The sequence below is a fragment of the Kitasatospora sp. NPDC050463 genome, from assembly GCF_040655255.1.
Taxonomy (GTDB): Bacteria; Actinomycetota; Actinomycetes; order Streptomycetales; family Streptomycetaceae; genus Kitasatospora.
On sequence record NZ_JBFAJO010000052.1, the window covers coordinates 22,406 to 36,276 of the forward strand.

Annotated in this window: 15 protein-coding genes; 7 read left to right on the forward strand and 8 right to left on the reverse strand. The window is 71.4% G+C overall.

The window, feature by feature from the left end:
- Nucleotides 1–241 precede the first annotated feature (241 nt).
- The 3 genes from AB0J08_RS28030 to AB0J08_RS28040 all read right to left on the reverse strand — a co-directional run bounded on the left by AB0J08_RS28030 (nt 242) and on the right by AB0J08_RS28040 (nt 3,185).
- A complete protein-coding gene (locus tag AB0J08_RS28030) occupies nt 242–1,117 on the reverse strand; it encodes a DUF2637 domain-containing protein (RefSeq protein ID WP_360640139.1) in 876 nt (291 codons plus the stop codon).
- A gap of 430 nt (nt 1,118–1,547) precedes the next feature.
- Complete coding sequence (locus AB0J08_RS28035; protein WP_360640244.1) at nt 1,548–2,846, reverse strand: DUF3631 domain-containing protein; 1,299 nt, start codon at nt 2,844–2,846, stop codon at nt 1,548–1,550.
- A gap of 138 nt (nt 2,847–2,984) precedes the next feature.
- Nucleotides 2,985–3,185, reverse strand: a complete 201-nt coding sequence (locus AB0J08_RS28040) for a helix-turn-helix domain-containing protein (protein WP_360640142.1) — start codon at nt 3,183–3,185, stop codon at nt 2,985–2,987.
- 126 nt (nt 3,186–3,311) lie between these two features.
- Between AB0J08_RS28040 and AB0J08_RS28045 the strand changes: the two genes are divergently transcribed.
- Complete coding sequence (locus tag AB0J08_RS28045; protein ID WP_360640145.1) at nt 3,312–3,809, forward strand: helix-turn-helix transcriptional regulator; 498 nt, start codon at nt 3,312–3,314, stop codon at nt 3,807–3,809.
- Between the two features lie 24 nt (nt 3,810–3,833).
- Nucleotides 3,834–4,958, forward strand: coding sequence for a site-specific integrase (locus AB0J08_RS28050; RefSeq protein ID WP_360640148.1), 1,125 nt, complete (start codon nt 3,834–3,836; stop codon nt 4,956–4,958).
- A 107-nt stretch (nt 4,959–5,065) separates the two neighbouring features.
- On the opposite strand, the gene ychF is transcribed toward AB0J08_RS28050, so the two are convergent.
- Both ychF and AB0J08_RS28060 read right to left on the reverse strand, forming a co-directional pair.
- Nucleotides 5,066–6,139 (reverse strand): redox-regulated ATPase YchF, encoded by a 1,074-nt coding sequence (gene ychF / locus AB0J08_RS28055; RefSeq protein ID WP_360640151.1) that lies wholly within the window; start codon nt 6,137–6,139, stop codon nt 5,066–5,068.
- Between the two features lie 75 nt (nt 6,140–6,214).
- Entirely contained in the window at nt 6,215–6,604 is a 390-nt protein-coding gene (locus AB0J08_RS28060) for a VOC family protein (protein WP_360640154.1), read from the reverse strand.
- A 115-nt stretch (nt 6,605–6,719) separates the two neighbouring features.
- Here AB0J08_RS28060 and AB0J08_RS28065 point away from each other — a divergent pair, with 115 nt between their 5' ends.
- The gene (locus AB0J08_RS28065; protein WP_360640156.1) at nt 6,720–7,430 is read left to right on the forward strand and encodes a DUF6542 domain-containing protein; all 711 of its coding nucleotides are present in this window, start codon (nt 6,720–6,722) and stop codon (nt 7,428–7,430) included.
- Nucleotides 7,431–7,562: 132 nt separating this feature from the next.
- Here AB0J08_RS28065 and ppgK read toward each other — a convergent pair whose 3' ends face one another.
- Entirely contained in the window at nt 7,563–8,312 is a 750-nt protein-coding gene (gene ppgK, locus AB0J08_RS28070; RefSeq protein WP_360640159.1) for a polyphosphate--glucose phosphotransferase, read from the reverse strand.
- Nucleotides 8,313–8,445: 133 nt separating this feature from the next.
- A complete protein-coding gene (locus AB0J08_RS28075) occupies nt 8,446–9,420 on the reverse strand; it encodes a 4-hydroxy-3-methylbut-2-enyl diphosphate reductase (RefSeq protein WP_360640162.1) in 975 nt (324 codons plus the stop codon).
- Between the two features lie 87 nt (nt 9,421–9,507).
- Between AB0J08_RS28075 and AB0J08_RS28080 the strand changes: the two genes are divergently transcribed.
- The 4 genes from AB0J08_RS28080 to AB0J08_RS28095 all read left to right on the forward strand — a co-directional run bounded on the left by AB0J08_RS28080 (nt 9,508) and on the right by AB0J08_RS28095 (nt 13,160).
- Nucleotides 9,508–10,851 (forward strand): APC family permease, encoded by a 1,344-nt coding sequence (locus tag AB0J08_RS28080; protein WP_360640166.1) that lies wholly within the window; start codon nt 9,508–9,510, stop codon nt 10,849–10,851.
- A gap of 51 nt (nt 10,852–10,902) precedes the next feature.
- On the forward strand, nt 10,903–12,117 hold the full coding sequence (gene xseA / locus AB0J08_RS28085; RefSeq protein ID WP_360640169.1) for an exodeoxyribonuclease VII large subunit: 1,215 nt from the start codon (nt 10,903–10,905) through the stop codon (nt 12,115–12,117).
- Between the two features lie 76 nt (nt 12,118–12,193).
- The gene (locus AB0J08_RS28090; RefSeq protein WP_360640172.1) at nt 12,194–12,445 is read left to right on the forward strand and encodes an exodeoxyribonuclease VII small subunit; all 252 of its coding nucleotides are present in this window, start codon (nt 12,194–12,196) and stop codon (nt 12,443–12,445) included.
- A gap of 112 nt (nt 12,446–12,557) precedes the next feature.
- Complete coding sequence (locus AB0J08_RS28095) at nt 12,558–13,160, forward strand: malonic semialdehyde reductase (RefSeq protein ID WP_360640175.1); 603 nt, start codon at nt 12,558–12,560, stop codon at nt 13,158–13,160.
- Nucleotides 13,161–13,235: 75 nt separating this feature from the next.
- On the opposite strand, the gene AB0J08_RS28100 is transcribed toward AB0J08_RS28095, so the two are convergent.
- Nucleotides 13,236–13,751, reverse strand: coding sequence for a DUF4245 domain-containing protein (locus AB0J08_RS28100; protein ID WP_360640178.1), 516 nt, complete (start codon nt 13,749–13,751; stop codon nt 13,236–13,238).
- Between the last annotated feature and the right edge of the window lie 120 nt (nt 13,752–13,871).

Below are 13,871 nucleotides of genomic sequence, written 5' to 3' on the forward strand. Positions count from 1 at the left end.
TCCCGTCAGAGCGATTGGTGGGCCGAGCAGGTCGTGGACTGCTCGAGTGGTGTGCGGGTGATGGTCCCGGCGGCTTGCGGTTTGGCCGTGCCGGGATCTCGGTGTAGTGCGGCGGCGGACGGCGTTCGCGGATGTCGGCTGACGGCTCGGTGGACTTCCGCGAACGGACCGTCCGCCTGGTGGGAGCCGCCCGCCCGGTCCGGTCAGAACGGACGGGCGGCTTCGAGGATCGGATGGGCGGTCAGTCGGCGGCCGGATGTGCGCGGGCCCGCTCGTTCTGTGGACCGGTCTGTTCGGCGCGCAGGAGCCTCATCAGCTTGGTGAAGCGCGCGCTGCTGATCGGGAGGCCGGCCTCGCGGATGGCCTGCTGGGCCACGGCGACGGTGGCGCCGTGCTGGGCTACGGCTGGGCGGGCAACCGCCAGCAGCTCCTCGTAGCTCGCGCGCGGTGGACGGCCGGTGCGCTTTCGCGGTTCGGTGGGTTTGCGGTCCGCGCGTGGGGCGTCGGCGGAGGCCGACTGTTCAGCCTGGTCGTCGTCGCCGACCGGCGCGGGATCCGATCCCGGCTCGGCGGCACGATCGCCCGACTGGGCCGCGGCCTTCGCGGCCTCGACGGAAGGGCTGTTGTCGGCCGTGGCGGTGGTGGCGGCGGGCTCGCGCTCGGCTCGGCTCGTGGTGTGGCGGGAGATGATGATGCCGAGGTGGACGGATCCGGCGAGGGCGAGCGGGGCGATCATGGAGAGCGCACCGACGGGCGTGTCGCCGAGGTGCAGCCCGAGGCCGATCGGGCTCTGGTCGTTCAGGCGGACGGCGTGCAGGATGTTGGCCCAGACGCTGGCGGCGGTGGAGGCCAGAAAGAGGCCCCACACGTAGGCGCGGGCGGTGAAATGCGCGGTCCGCAGGACGAGCAGGGCGCGGACGCCGTAGGCGATGAACCCATCGATGATCAGCGGGAAGACATAGGTGAGCGGGCCCCGGACGTGGATCGCCTGGGCGGTCTGGCGCAGGGCGTCGTAGGAGAGCGCGAAGCCGGCCAGGGCGAGGAGGCCGATGATGGCGTGGTCCCAGACGGTCACGCGGCTGGAGGCCGACCCGGTCGGCGGTGCGGTGGCAGGCATGGTGATGGGGTCCTTGTGGTGTGCGGGATGGTGGGGGTGTCTCTGAGACCCGTCTTTGCCGTCTTGGCCGTTGAAACCGCAGGTCAGAGCCGGTACGGCAGAGGCAGGATCGGGTGGCCTGTGGCGTCTTGATCGCGGCCTGGTGCCGTCTTGGTTCGGCTACCGCTTCCGTCTTAAGGACGGGTATCCGTCTTGGCGGCAAGCCCTGTGACCTGCGGTTTTACGGCTGGGACGGCACAGACGGCACAAGACGGATGTAATTGCCGTCCCGGCCCCGCCTGCCGCCGAGGGCGGTCGGTGCGCTCGGCAGCAGGGCAGGGGCGATGTCGGCTGGTGTGCCGTCTTGGGCCTGGTTGCCGTCTTGGCCGCACGTGGCGTGACCTGCGGTATTACGGCAGGGACGGCACGGACGGCAACCGGGGAGGGGTGATCAGCCCTCGCTGGGCTCCCTGGCGGCAAGGGGGTGGACGGCGGGGCAGTAGCGCTTCCAGGCGTCAGCGAACTTGTTGCGCGTGTAGCCCTTGCGCTGGATCTCGCCGACGCGCACGTTGCCCGAGGAGATCCCGAACTCGCGCAGCATCGCGCCGAGGCCGCGCGCGGTCAGGCCGCCCCGTCCCCACTCGCCCCACGGGGCCTCGGGATCGCCGTTGAGGGCGAACAGCAGGTCGTCGGTGCTCAGGGTCTCGACGTCTCCCCGGCCGAAGAAGATCCGGCGGATGTCAGCCAGGATCCTCGCCCCGCTGGGGTTCTCCTCCTCAGCCACGACCTCGGAGGCGACCATGCGGGCGCACGCCTGCCGGGCCAGGCGCGGCCAAGCGCCACCAGCGAGGTCGGCGGTGATCACCAGAGGCTCCCAGGTGTCGGCGGCGCGGTCCTCGACCGGCATCTCGGGCTCCAGGTGTACGGCCTGATCGGCGAGCAACTTGGTCCAGAGTGCGATCTTGGCGCGGATCTCGTGCAAGACCTTCTGGTCCCGCTTGGTGCGGTATGGGGAGACGCGCTCGCCCTCGGCGCGGCGGCGCATGCGGATCACGATGGACCTGTCCATGATCGTGTCGGGCAGGTCGCCGATCCCGGCGATTGCCGCCATCGCGAAGGTGGGGAAGGCGTGGGGCTTGTGGTCGTTGCCGACCACCCGCAGCACGGGCCTGTCGCGCTGGTGCCCGGCATTGAGCAGGCCGCGCATCTCCTCGTTCTTCTCCGCCATCTTCGGGGTGCCGAAGATGGTGTCCGCCTCGTCGACGATCAGCGTCGGGGGCTCCTCAGTGATGGAGCGGAAGACGGCCGCCGGAGTGGAGTTGACCATGATCACCGCCTGGTGGACGGTCTCGGTCAGCACGTCCAACAGGCGGGACTTGCCGCACCGCTTCGCGGGACCGACCACCGCCAGGCGCGGGGCATGTTGCCACGCGGGCTGAAGGTGGCTCGCCGCGACCCACAGCGTGGTGGCGTCCAGCGCCTCCTCGGAGGGCAGGATCACGAACCTGGCGATCAGGGCCTTCAGTTGCGCGAGCAGCTCAGCCCCAGCAGTCGCCGGAGCGTCCGGCCTCCCGTCGAAGCCTGACGGCTCGCCAGGCTCGGTCGGCGCGACAACCGCCGACTCTCCACAGGCTGTGGGCACCGACTCCTCCTGGGCCTGGCGATACTGGCCAGGCTGGCCGGGCTCCGCGACGGGCGGCCATGCCGCCTTGAGGGATGCGCCAGTGGCATGCGGGGACGTAGGCTTCAACGCGGACTCCTCTTGGTGGAGCGTGCGGGCTGGCAGGCCCTGCTCCACCGGTTCGAACGGCTTAGTACGGATGGGGTGTTCATCGAGCCCTCGGCGTTGGCGCGCCGGGGGCCGTTTTGTGGCCGGACGTTGGGCGCATCACGCCCCCAGGACCCAGTTGTCGCCGCCCTGCACCTTCAGCTCCTGGTCGAAGCGGGCGAGCTCGGACTCCAGGTAGAGGACGCGGCGGCCGACCTTCACGCCCCGAGGGCCGTAGCCGGTGTGCCTCCAGTACCGGACCGTGCTCTCGGCGGCGCGGTATCGCTTGGCGACCTCGGACGTGGTGAGGTAGCGATCCATGAGGCTTTCCCTTTCGACTAGCTTGCGTTCCCTGATGCATAGGTTGTACCGTACGACCAGCAGCTAGTCAAACGGGAAAGGTCGTGGTTCAATCGGGATAGCAGACGAGATGCGATGGAGGGCCGAATGTCCGAAGAGCCGAGCAGGGGCGAAGCTCCACTGCTCTACAGCGAAGGCAACGCGGCGGCGCGCGTCGGGCTGGAGCGCGAGGTCAGAGGGTGGAGCACCACCGAGCTGGCAGCACGCATGACCAAAGCCGGCGTCCCGATGAATCAGACGGCGATCTGGCGCATCGAGAACGGCAATCCCCGCCGCAAGATCACCTTGGACGAGGCCCTCGGCTTCGCCCGCGTCTTCGAGCTCCCCTTGGAGGAGCTCATGTCGCCGCCGCTCGAAGGCGTTGACATCGAAGGGAGACGCGTCGTCCAGGAGGCCGTCGAGGCGTTCTACGAACTCCGCGAGGCGGAGGACCGGCTGCACCACGCCGTCGTTGCCGTCGCCGAATACATCGCTGGACACCCCGACAGCTCGAAAGGCATCCACGAGCAGGGCCTCCGCCTCATGGGCGAGGAACGCGATGCCCGCGCCCTCACGGAGTACATCGAGGGCGGTGGTTACCACTGACAACCGACAAAGGAGAGAACCGAGTTGGCGAACGTCCAGAAGCGCCCCAACGGCAAGTGGCGTGCCCGATACCGCGACCTCGACGGCAAGGAGCACGCCCGCCACTTCGACCGCAAGATCGACGCCCAGCGATGGCTCGACGAGGTCACGGCCAGCGTGGTCACCGGCCAGTACGTGGACCCCCGGTCGGCCAAGAAGAACTTCAAGGAGTACGCCGAGGAGTGGCGCGCCCGACAGCCCCACCGGCCCTCGACGGCCAAGGCTGTTGCCCAGCATCTGCGCTGCTACGTGTACCCGGCCTGGGAGAAGCGAGCGCTGGGTGCGATCAAGCCGGGCGATGTCCAGAGCTGGGTGACCGGTCTTACGACCACTCACAACCTGGCGGCCAGCACGTCACGGACCGTCTTCAACACGGTCAACGCGGTCTTCCGGGCGGCCGTCCGCGACCGCATGATCCCCCACAGCCCCTGCGAGGACGCGAAGTTGCCCTCGGTGCCCCGCAAGCGGATCGTGCCACTGCCGGTGGATCAGGTCCGCCGTCTGGCAAAGGAGATGCCTGCCCGCTACAGGGGTCTGGTCCTGCTGGGCGCTGCCACCGGACTTCGTCCCGGTGAACTCTTCGGGCTCCAGCTCCGGCACGTCGATCTGCTGCATGCGACGGTCTCGGTGGAGCAGCAGATCCAGCAGGCGGCGAAGCACGGGGTGTACGTCGGACCGCCGAAGACCACGCGCTCGTATCGCACCGTGCCTTTGCCGAGGGTCGCGGTCGACGCTCTCAAGGCGCACCTGCGGGACTTCCCCGTCAACGCCCCGGAGGGCTGGCTCTTCACCGCTCCCCAAGGCGGCCCCGTGGTCTACACCCACTTCATGGACGGCTCATGGCGACCCGCCTGCCAGAAGGCCGGCATATCGAAGGGCACCGGTCCACACGCCCTGCGGCATCACTACGCCAGCCTGCTGATCAAGCACGGCGAGTCGGTGAAGACCGTCTCCGAGCGGCTCGGTCACACCAATGCGGCCATGACGCTCAACATCTACACCCACCTCTGGCCCGACTCCGAGGAACGGACCCGGGCCGCCGTCGATCGCGCGTACGGCGGCGACGGCGGCGCGGACCAAGGTGATCTCCCGACCGCCGAAGCGGCGTAGCAGCACCGGTCGCGTTGGCCGGAGTTGGCAGCCTTGCGGACTCCCTGCGGACCGAAAGGCCGCCCAACCCGCTCCGCCGCAGGTCAGACGGCCTTCCGTTCAGTCGATTAGACGTTGAAGCGGAACTCCACGACGTCGCCGTCCTGCATGATGTATTCCTTGCCCTCGATGCGGGCCTTGCCCTTGCTGCGGGCCTCGGCGATGGAGCCGCAGGTGACCAGGTCGTCGAAGGAGATGACCTCCGCCTTGATGAAGCCCTTCTGGAAGTCGGTGTGGATCACACCGGCGGCCTCGGGGGCGGTGGCGCCCTTCTTGATCGTCCAAGCCCTGGTCTCCTTGGGGCCCGCGGTGAGGTAGCTCTGCAGGCCGAGGGTCTCGTAGCCGACCCGGCCGAGGGTGGCCATGCCGGTCTCCTCCTGGCCCATGGACTGGAGGAGCTCCAGCGCCTCGTCCTCGTCCATGCCGATCAGCTCGGACTCGATCTTGGCGTTGAGGAAGATCGCCTCGGCGGGGGCGACCAGGGCGCGCTGGGCCTCCTTGAACTCCTCGTCGACCAGCTCGTCCTCGTCGACGTTGAAGACGTAGAGGAAGGGCTTGGTGGTGAGCAGGTGCAGCTCGCGCACCGAGGAGGCGTCGAAGCCCGCCTCGAACAGGGTCTTGCCGGTCTCCAGGATCTTCTGGGCGGCCTCGGCGGCGGCCAGCGTGGCGGCCGACTCCTTCTTCAGGCGGGCCTCCTTCTGGAGCCGGGGCAGCACCTTCTCGATCGACTGGAGGTCCGCGAGGATCAGCTCGGTGTTGATGGTCTCGATGTCGTCCTTCGGCGAGACCTTGCCGTCGACGTGCACCACGTCCGGGTCGACGAAGGCCCGGATGACCTGGCAGATCGCGTCCGACTCACGGATGTTCGCCAGGAACTTGTTGCCCAGGCCCTCACCGACCGAGGCGCCGCGCACGATGCCCGCGATGTCGACGAAGTCGACGGTGGCCGGGAGGATGCGCTGCGAGCCGAAGATCTCGGCGAGCTTGGCCAGCCGCGCGTCCGGAACGCCGACGACGCCGACGTTCGGCTCGATGGTGGCGAACGGGTAGTTGGCCGCCAGCACGTCGTTCTTGGTCAGGGCGTTGAACAGGGTCGACTTGCCGACGTTCGGCAGGCCGACGATTCCGATCGTGAGCGACATGAAGCGCAGTCCCGTGGGCTTGGAGGAGTTGGGTCGGCACCGTACGGGCCGATCCCCCAGTCTACGGGCAGCGCATCAGACCCCGGCTGCCGGCAGCGGCTCCAGGAACTCCACGCGGTTGCCGAGGCGGTCGCTGGAGTGGAAGCGGCGATGACCGGGCAGGTCGTCGTCCCAGACCACCTCATGACCGTGTGCGGTGAGCCGCTCGGCGAGCGCCTCCAGCGCCCGCACCTGGATGCCCGGGTGCCCCTTGCGGGCCGGCCGGAACTCCGGCACGACACCCAGGTGCACCTCGACACCGCCGCCACGGAACCAGCAGCCGCCGCGCGCCCGCAGCACCGGGGGCTTGACCAGCTCCGTCATGCCGAGCACGTCGCGCCAGAAGGCGCGGCACTCGTCCTCCGCTCCCGCCGGGATGTCGAGCTGGACGTGGTGAAGGCGTTCGAAGGCGAATCCGCTGGTCATGCATCCCCCTGGAGGAGTTGAGCGACGATCACACCAGTACTCCGTCCGGAGACACGGAGCAAGGTCCCGTGGCCCATTACACAGTGTGGCGATGATCGGACCGTACGTTGGGTGGGTGGACCAGCGCATCCGAACCCAGCCGCCAGGGCCCAGACGCCGACCGCCGAACGGCGCGGCCGGGGCCGCCGTCCCCGGGCCCGGGCGGGCCCCCGAGTCCGCCGAGGCCTCCGCCGCCCCCGCCTCCCGACTACGCCCCGTGGCCGGCCTGCCCGAGCGCGGCCGCCCCGGCGGTGCCCGGCCCCGGCTGCGCCTGCCGTTCGGACCGCGCCCCGGCGAGCGCGACGACGCCCACGAGGACGCCCGCAGTGGCGAGCGCAGTGGCGAACGCACCGGCGATCGCGGTGGCGGCCGCCCGAACGGCCGCCTCTACGGGCGCCGGCGCACCGGGCGGCCCACCCGGCTGACCGCGATCGGCACCGGGGTGGCCGCGACGGTCGCGGCCGTGGTGCTGGCGGGCGTGGACCGGATGCTCTTCGGCGGCCTCGGGGTGCTGTTCGGCATCGGCTACCTGGTCATCTGCTTCCAGTTGGCCGTCCGGGTCCGGTTCGCCGACCTGCTGGCAGCCCCGATCAGCGGACCGATCGCCTTCGCCGTCGCGCTGCTGCTGCTCGGCCCGGTCACTTCCTCGGGCGTGACGGCCCAGGTGGTCGCGCTGGCGACGGGCCTGGCGATGCGGGCCGGCTGGCTCTTCACCGGCACCGGCCTGGCCTCGGCCATCGTGATCGCCCGGTTCGTGGCCCAGCGGCGGATCCACCGCGCCCGCTGAGGAGTGGGACGTCGGACCGGCCGACTTCCCACTCCCCACCGCCGTACACCCCACCGCCGAACACCCCGCTCCCCACCGCCGCAAGCCCCCTCCCCGACCCGGCACCGCTCGGAGCGAGGGCCCGCCGACGGCTCAGACGGAGGAGGCCCGGGCGGCCGCCATACCCGCTCCGACGATCCCGGCGTCGTTGCGCAGCTCGGCCGGAACGATCCGCGCCTCACGGCCGCGCAGCAGCGGCAGGAACTTCTCGTGCTTGCGGCTCACCCCGCCGCCGATCACGATCAGCTGCGGCGAGAACAGCATCTCCACCAGGTCGAGGTACTCGTCGACCCGCACCGCCCACTGCTCCCAGCTCAGCCCGTGCCGCTCCTTGGCTGCCGAGGAGGCCCGCCGCTCGGCGTCCTTGCCGCGCAGCTCCAGGTGGCCCAGCTCGGTGTTGGGCACCAGCGTGCCGTCCACGAAGAGCGCGCTGCCGATGCCGGTGCCGAAGGTCAGGACGAGGACGACGCCCCGCTGGGCGCGGCCGGCCCCGTGGACGGTCTCGGCGAGCCCGGCCGCGTCGGCGTCGTTGAGCACGACGGCCGGCAGGTCGAGCGCCTCGCGGAACAGGCCCGCGGCATCCAGGCCGATCCAGCCCTTGTCGACGTTGGCGGCCGTTCTGGTCTGTCCGTTCACCACCACACCGGGGAAGGTCAGCCCGACCGGGCCGCGGTGGTCGAAGTGCCGGACCACCTCGCGGACGGCGGCGACCACGGCCTCCGGTGCCGAGGGCTGCGGGGTGAGGACCTTGTGCCGCTCCCGGGCGAGCACGCCCCGGGCCAGGTCGACGGGGGCACCCTTGATGCCCGAACCGCCGATGTCCACACCGAATACCGCCGTCATGACGACCGCCCTCCGCCGAAACCGTTGTCCACAGCCTGTGCATACCTGCGCACAAAACTACGAGAGCCCACCCGGCCGCGCACAGCGGAGAACCCGGCACCCCCTTGAGGGGCACCGGGTTCTCCGGGGTTCGCTACAGCTTGCCCGCGGCCTCGGCGCGCAGGTCGCGGCGGAGTTCCTTGGGCAGCGAGAAGATCAGGTGCTCCTCGGCGGTCTTGACGGTCGACACGTCGCCGTAGCCGCGCGCGGCCAGCCACTCCAGCACGCCCTCGACCAGGATCTCCGGCACCGAGGCGCCACTGGTCAGGCCGACCGTGGTGACGCCCTCCAGCCAGGACTCCTGGATCTCGTCGGCGAAGTCCACCAGGTGGGCGGCCTTGGCGCCGTACTCCAGGCCGACCTCGACCAGGCGGACGGAGTTCGAGGAGTTCTTGGAGCCGACCACGATCAGCAGGTCCGTCTCGGGCGCCATCTGCTTGACGGCGACCTGGCGGTTCTGGGTGGCGTAGCAGATGTCGTCGCTGGGCGGGCTGACCAGCAGCGGGAAGCGCTTCTTCAGCTCGCCCACGGTGGCCATGGTCTCGTCCACCGAGAGCGTGGTCTGGGAGAGCCAGACGACCTTGGACTCGTCGCGGACCTCGACGCGCGCGACGTCCTCGGCACCGTCCACCAGGTGGATCCGGTCCGGGGCCTCGCCCATGGTGCCGACGACCTCCTCGTGGCCCTCGTGGCCCACCAGCAGGATGTCGAAGCCCTCGTCGGCGAACCGGACGGCCTCCTTGTGCACCTTGGTGACCAGCGGGCAGGTGGCGTCGATGGTGGCGAGCCGGCCGGCCTCGGCCTCGTCGTGGACGGACGGCGCGACGCCGTGCGCGGAGAACACCACGATCGAACCCTCGGGCACCTCCTCGGTCTCGTCGACGAAGATCGCGCCCTGCTTCTCCAGGGTCTGCACCACGTACTTGTTGTGGACGATCTGCTTGCGGACGTAGATCGGCGCCCCGTACTGCTCCAGGGCCTTCTCCACGGCGATCACGGCGCGGTCGACGCCCGCGCAGTAGCCCCGGGGGGCGGCGAGCAGGACACGGCGCTGCGCGGTGTTGGACATGGCTCCATCGTAAGGGCGGCGGCGGGCCGCGCCGACGGAAGGCGCTTTCGGGCCGTGTCCGGTCACCGGTGCTCAAATGTGGAAGTTATGAGTGAGCGAGTCGACGCCGGAGGTCTGCGGCGCAGCCTGAGTGTCCGCGACCTGATGGTGTACGGGCTGCTGTTCATCGCCCCGATGGCGCCGGTCGGCGTGTTCGGCGTGCTGGATGCCAAGAGCCACGGGGCGGTGGCGTCGGTCTACCTGGCGGCGACGGTCGCGATGGGATTCACCGCCTTCTCGTACGCCCAGATGGTGCGGGCGGTGCCGCAGACCGGCTCGGTGTTCGCCTACGCGCGGGCCGGTCTGGGCGAGGGGCCCGGGTTCGTCGCCGGCTGGATGGCGATGCTGGACTACCTGCTGATCCCGGCCGTGGCGTACCTGTTCTCGGGCATCGCCCTGAACTCGCTGGTGCCGGACGTGTCGCGCTGGCTGTGGACGGCCCTGGCGGTGCTGGTCACCACCGCGCTCAACCTGGCGGGGGTGCGGACGGCGGCGGTGGTCGGCCTCGGGGTGCTGGCGCTGGAGATCGCGGTGCTGGCGGTGTTCGTGGTGGCGGCCGTGGTGGTGCTGGCGCGCGACGGGGCGCAGCGCGGCTGGGACACGCCGTTCACGGCGGTCGGCGGCTTCTCGCCGACGGCGGTGATCTCGGCGGTCTCGGTGGCCGTCCTGTCGTACCTGGGCTTCGACGCGATCGCCACCTTCGTGGAGGAGGCGGTCGGCGCCTCCGCGGCGGTGGCCCGGGCGGTGCTCCGGTGCCTGGTGCTGGCCGGGGTGCTCTTCGTGGCGCAGACGTACCTGGCGGCGCTGCTGGAGCCGCTGACCCCGCAGCAGCTGGCGGCGGATCCGGCCGCACAGGGCTCGGCCTTCTACGACACGGTGGAGAGCGGCGTCGGGCACTGGCTGCACGTGCTGGTGGCGGCGAGCAAGGCGATCGGGGCGGCCTTCGCGGCGCTGGCCGGGCAGGCGGCGGCCGGCCGGCTGGTCTTCGCGATGGGCCGGGAGGGGCGGCTGCCGCGCTTCCTGGCCGCGGTGGACGCGGACTCGGCGGTGCCGCGCCGGGCGCTGCTGGTCGCGGCGGTGATCACGATGGGCGCGGCCGTCTGGGCGGCGAACCGGGACGACGGGCTGGACCAGCTGACCTCGGTGGTGAACATCGGCGCGCTGACGGCCTTCGCGCTGCTGCACGCCTCGGTGATCGGCTGGTACGTGGTGAAGCACGGCTCGCGGGACTGGCTGCGGCACCTGGTGGTGCCGCTGCTGGGCATCGCGGTGATCGGCGCGGTGGTCTACGAGGCCTCGCGCACCGCGCAGCTCACGGGGGCCGTCTGGCTGGGGGTCGGCCTCGTCGTGCTGCTCGTCCAGGGGGCCTCCGCCACCGGCGTCCGCCGCTAGCCCGCTGCCGGCCGCCGGTCCCTGTCGGCATCCGCCGCTAGCCTCGTACGCATGGCCAACACCAGCTCCCCCGAAGCGCCGCTCCCGGTCGGCAAGGTCTCCGCGCTGATCGGCGGCTGGATCGACCGGCTGGGCGCGGTCTGGGTGGAGGGCCAGATCACCCAGCTCAGCCGGCGGCCGGGCGCGGGCGTGGTCTTCCTGACCCTGCGTGACCCGCAGGCCGACGTGTCGCTGACGGTGACGTGCTTCCGCTCGGTCTTCGACGAGGTCGCCGACGCGGTGCAGGAGGGCTCGCGGGTCGTCGTGCACGCCAAGCCGGAGTGGTACGCGGCCCGCGGCCAGCTCTCGCTGCGGGCGGCCGAGATCCGGCTGGTGGGGCTCGGCGAGCTGCTGGCCCGGCTGGAGCAGCTCAAGCGGCGCCTCGCCGGGGAGGGCCTGTTCGCGGCCGAACGGAAGCGGCCGCTGCCGTTCCTGCCGCAGTGCATCGGTCTGGTCACCGGGCGCGGTTCGGCGGCCGAGCGGGATGTCCTGGAGAACGCCCGGCGGCGCTGGCCGGCCGTCCGCTTCGAGGTGCGCAACGTACCGGTGCAGGGTGTCAGCGCGGTGGAGCGGGTCGGCGCGGCGGTGCGCGAGCTGGACGAGCACCCCGAGGTGGACGTGATCATCGTGGCCCGGGGCGGCGGCAGCGTGGAGGACCTGCTGCCGTTCTCGGACGAGGCGCTGGTGCGGCTGGTCGCGGCCGCCCGGACGCCGGTGGTCAGCGCGATCGGGCACGAGCCGGACCAGCCGTTGCTGGACTTCGTCGCCGACCTGCGTGCCTCCACCCCGACCGATGCCGCCAAACGGGTGGTGCCGGACGTCGGCGAGGAGCTGACGAAGGTCCTGACCCTGCGCGACCGGGCCCGGCGGCAGGTGCTCGGCCGGGTCGACCGGGAGCAGCACGGGCTGGACGGGGTCCGCAGCCGCCCGGCGCTGGCCGTGCCGCACCGGATGCTGGACGGCCGCGGCCAGGAGGTGGGGGCCCTGCTGGAGCGGGCCCGGCGCACCCTCGGGCACCGGTTGGACCACGCGCAGAGCGACCTCGGACACACCCTGGCCCGGGTGGTCGCGCTCTCCCCCGCCGCCACCCTGGAGCGGGGCTACGCGGTGCTGCAGCGCGCGGACGGCACGGTGGTGACCGATCCGGCGCAGGTGGCGGCCGGCGACCCGCTGCACGCCCGGGTCGCGGGCGGCGGCTTCGACGTGACGGCCGACCCCCGGGCGTAGGAGCGTCGGCGGGAGAGCGGGACGTCTTCGCCCGGCTGCGGCCGGTCTGTCGGCGTCAGCCCCTACGCTGGCTCCCATGGCTGAGCAGGAGCAGGTGGAGGCGGCGCCGCGGACGCCGGACGACGCGCTGGGGTACGAGCACGCCCGGGACGCGCTGCTGGAGGTCGTCCGGCAGCTGGAGAACGGCGGCACGTCGCTGGAGGAGTCGCTGGCGCTCTGGGAGCGCGGCGAGCAGCTGGCGAAGGTCTGCCAGCGCTGGCTGGACGGCGCCCGGGCCCGACTGGACGCCGCGCTGGCCGCCGAGGAGGGCGGGGCCACTCAGGAGTGATACGCGTCACAGCAACCCGGGGAACAGTTGAAAGTTCACTTATGTTGGGATCAAGTGATCGGCGCCGCCGGTCGACCAGACGAACCCCGTCCCGCATGAGGTGCAGACAAGCATGACCACCGACGCCCTGGTACTCGACGCCGCCGCTCAGGACCTGCTGTTCCGCGACGCCCGCACTGCGAACACCTTCACCGACGAGCCGGTCTCCGAGGAGCAGATCCAGGCCATCTACGAGCTGGTCAAGTTCGGTCCGACCGCCTTCAACCAGCAGCCGCTGCGCGTGGTCCTGGTCCGCTCCGCCGAGGGTCGCGAGCGCCTGGTCCAGCACCTGGCGGACGGCAACAAGGCGAAGACCGCCGCCGCCCCGCTGGTCGCCATCCTGGCCGTGGACAACGAGTTCCACGAGGAGCTGCCGACCCAGCTGCCGCACTTCCCGCAGGCCAAGGACCTCTTCTTCACCGAGCGTCCGGTCCGCGAGGCCTCCGCGGTGCTGAACGGCGCCCTCCAGGCCGGCTACTTCATCATCGGCGTTCGCGCCGCCGGCCTGGCCGCCGGCCCGATGACCGGCTTCAACGCCGAGGGCATCAACAAGGAGTTCTTCGCCGACGGCGAGCACTCGGTGCTGGCCGTGGTCAACATCGGCAAGCCGGGCGAGGACGCCTGGTTCCCGCGTTCGCCGCGCCTGGCCTACGACGAGGTCGTCACCACCGTCTGACCGCGGCACGCAGGAAGGGCCCGCACCGTTCGACCGGTGCGGGCCCTTCCGCATGTTCCGCCGCCGCGGCGCGCGCTACTTGAGCGCCTGCGCCAGCTCGGCCAGCTCCTCGTACGAGGCGGTGCCGGTGAGCACCGTGGTGCCGCGGTCGCCCTGGAGGACGAGCGCGCGGGACTTGTCTCCCTGGACCCGCTCCCAGGCCTGCCCGGCCACGTCGGAGCTGCCGTCCGGCTTGCCGTCGGCCACCAGCGAGCGGACCAGCGCGTCACGGGCGACGTCGCTCTGCTCGACCGCCGCGTACTGGCCGGCGGGGGTCACGAAGCCCAGGTGCCAGGTGTTGCCCCGGCCGCCGCCCAGCGCCGCCGGGTCGTACTTGACCGAGGTGGCCCGCCACTTGTCGGAGAGGCCCTCCGGGGCGAGCAGCGGGTACGGTGCGGCGCGCTTCGCCGAGGCCGCGGCCACCTTGTACTCGACCGTGCGCACGCCGTCGCCGCCGGCGTCGTGCGGCAGGAACAGGTACCCGACCCAGACCACCAAACCGACGGCCAGCATCGACAGGACCATGTCCCGTACCGACTGCCGGCTCCTCATGCCCTTGCTCTCTCCAGCCACCCCCACATGGTGACTCATCCGCCACGCGGCACCGGTACCCGGGGTGCCCACGTCCGGGTGATCCGGGGCGAACAGGCCGATTCCGACCGGGGGTGGCGA

What these genes read in the sequence shown, in the direction of transcription:
- AB0J08_RS28080 (WP_360640166.1), top strand. Translation starts at nt 9,508, where the DNA reads ATGAGTGAGCGAGTCGACGCCGGAGGTCTGCGGCGCAGCCTGAGTGTC.
- AB0J08_RS28045 (WP_360640145.1), top strand. Translation starts at nt 3,312, where the DNA reads ATGTCCGAAGAGCCGAGCAGGGGCGAAGCTCCACTGCTCTACAGCGAA.
- AB0J08_RS28075 (WP_360640162.1), bottom strand. Translation starts at nt 9,420, where the DNA reads ATGTCCAACACCGCGCAGCGCCGTGTCCTGCTCGCCGCCCCCCGGGGC.
- AB0J08_RS28040 (WP_360640142.1), bottom strand. Translation starts at nt 3,185, where the DNA reads ATGGATCGCTACCTCACCACGTCCGAGGTCGCCAAGCGATACCGCGCC.
- AB0J08_RS28060 (WP_360640154.1), bottom strand. Translation starts at nt 6,604, where the DNA reads ATGACCAGCGGATTCGCCTTCGAACGCCTTCACCACGTCCAGCTCGAC.
- AB0J08_RS28030 (WP_360640139.1), bottom strand. Translation starts at nt 1,117, where the DNA reads ATGCCTGCCACCGCACCGCCGACCGGGTCGGCCTCCAGCCGCGTGACC.
- xseA (WP_360640169.1), top strand. Translation starts at nt 10,903, where the DNA reads ATGGCCAACACCAGCTCCCCCGAAGCGCCGCTCCCGGTCGGCAAGGTC.
- ychF (WP_360640151.1), bottom strand. Translation starts at nt 6,139, where the DNA reads ATGTCGCTCACGATCGGAATCGTCGGCCTGCCGAACGTCGGCAAGTCG.
- AB0J08_RS28100 (WP_360640178.1), bottom strand. Translation starts at nt 13,751, where the DNA reads ATGAGGAGCCGGCAGTCGGTACGGGACATGGTCCTGTCGATGCTGGCC.
- ppgK (WP_360640159.1), bottom strand. Translation starts at nt 8,312, where the DNA reads ATGACGGCGGTATTCGGTGTGGACATCGGCGGTTCGGGCATCAAGGGT.
- AB0J08_RS28090 (WP_360640172.1), top strand. Translation starts at nt 12,194, where the DNA reads ATGGCTGAGCAGGAGCAGGTGGAGGCGGCGCCGCGGACGCCGGACGAC.
- AB0J08_RS28095 (WP_360640175.1), top strand. Translation starts at nt 12,558, where the DNA reads ATGACCACCGACGCCCTGGTACTCGACGCCGCCGCTCAGGACCTGCTG.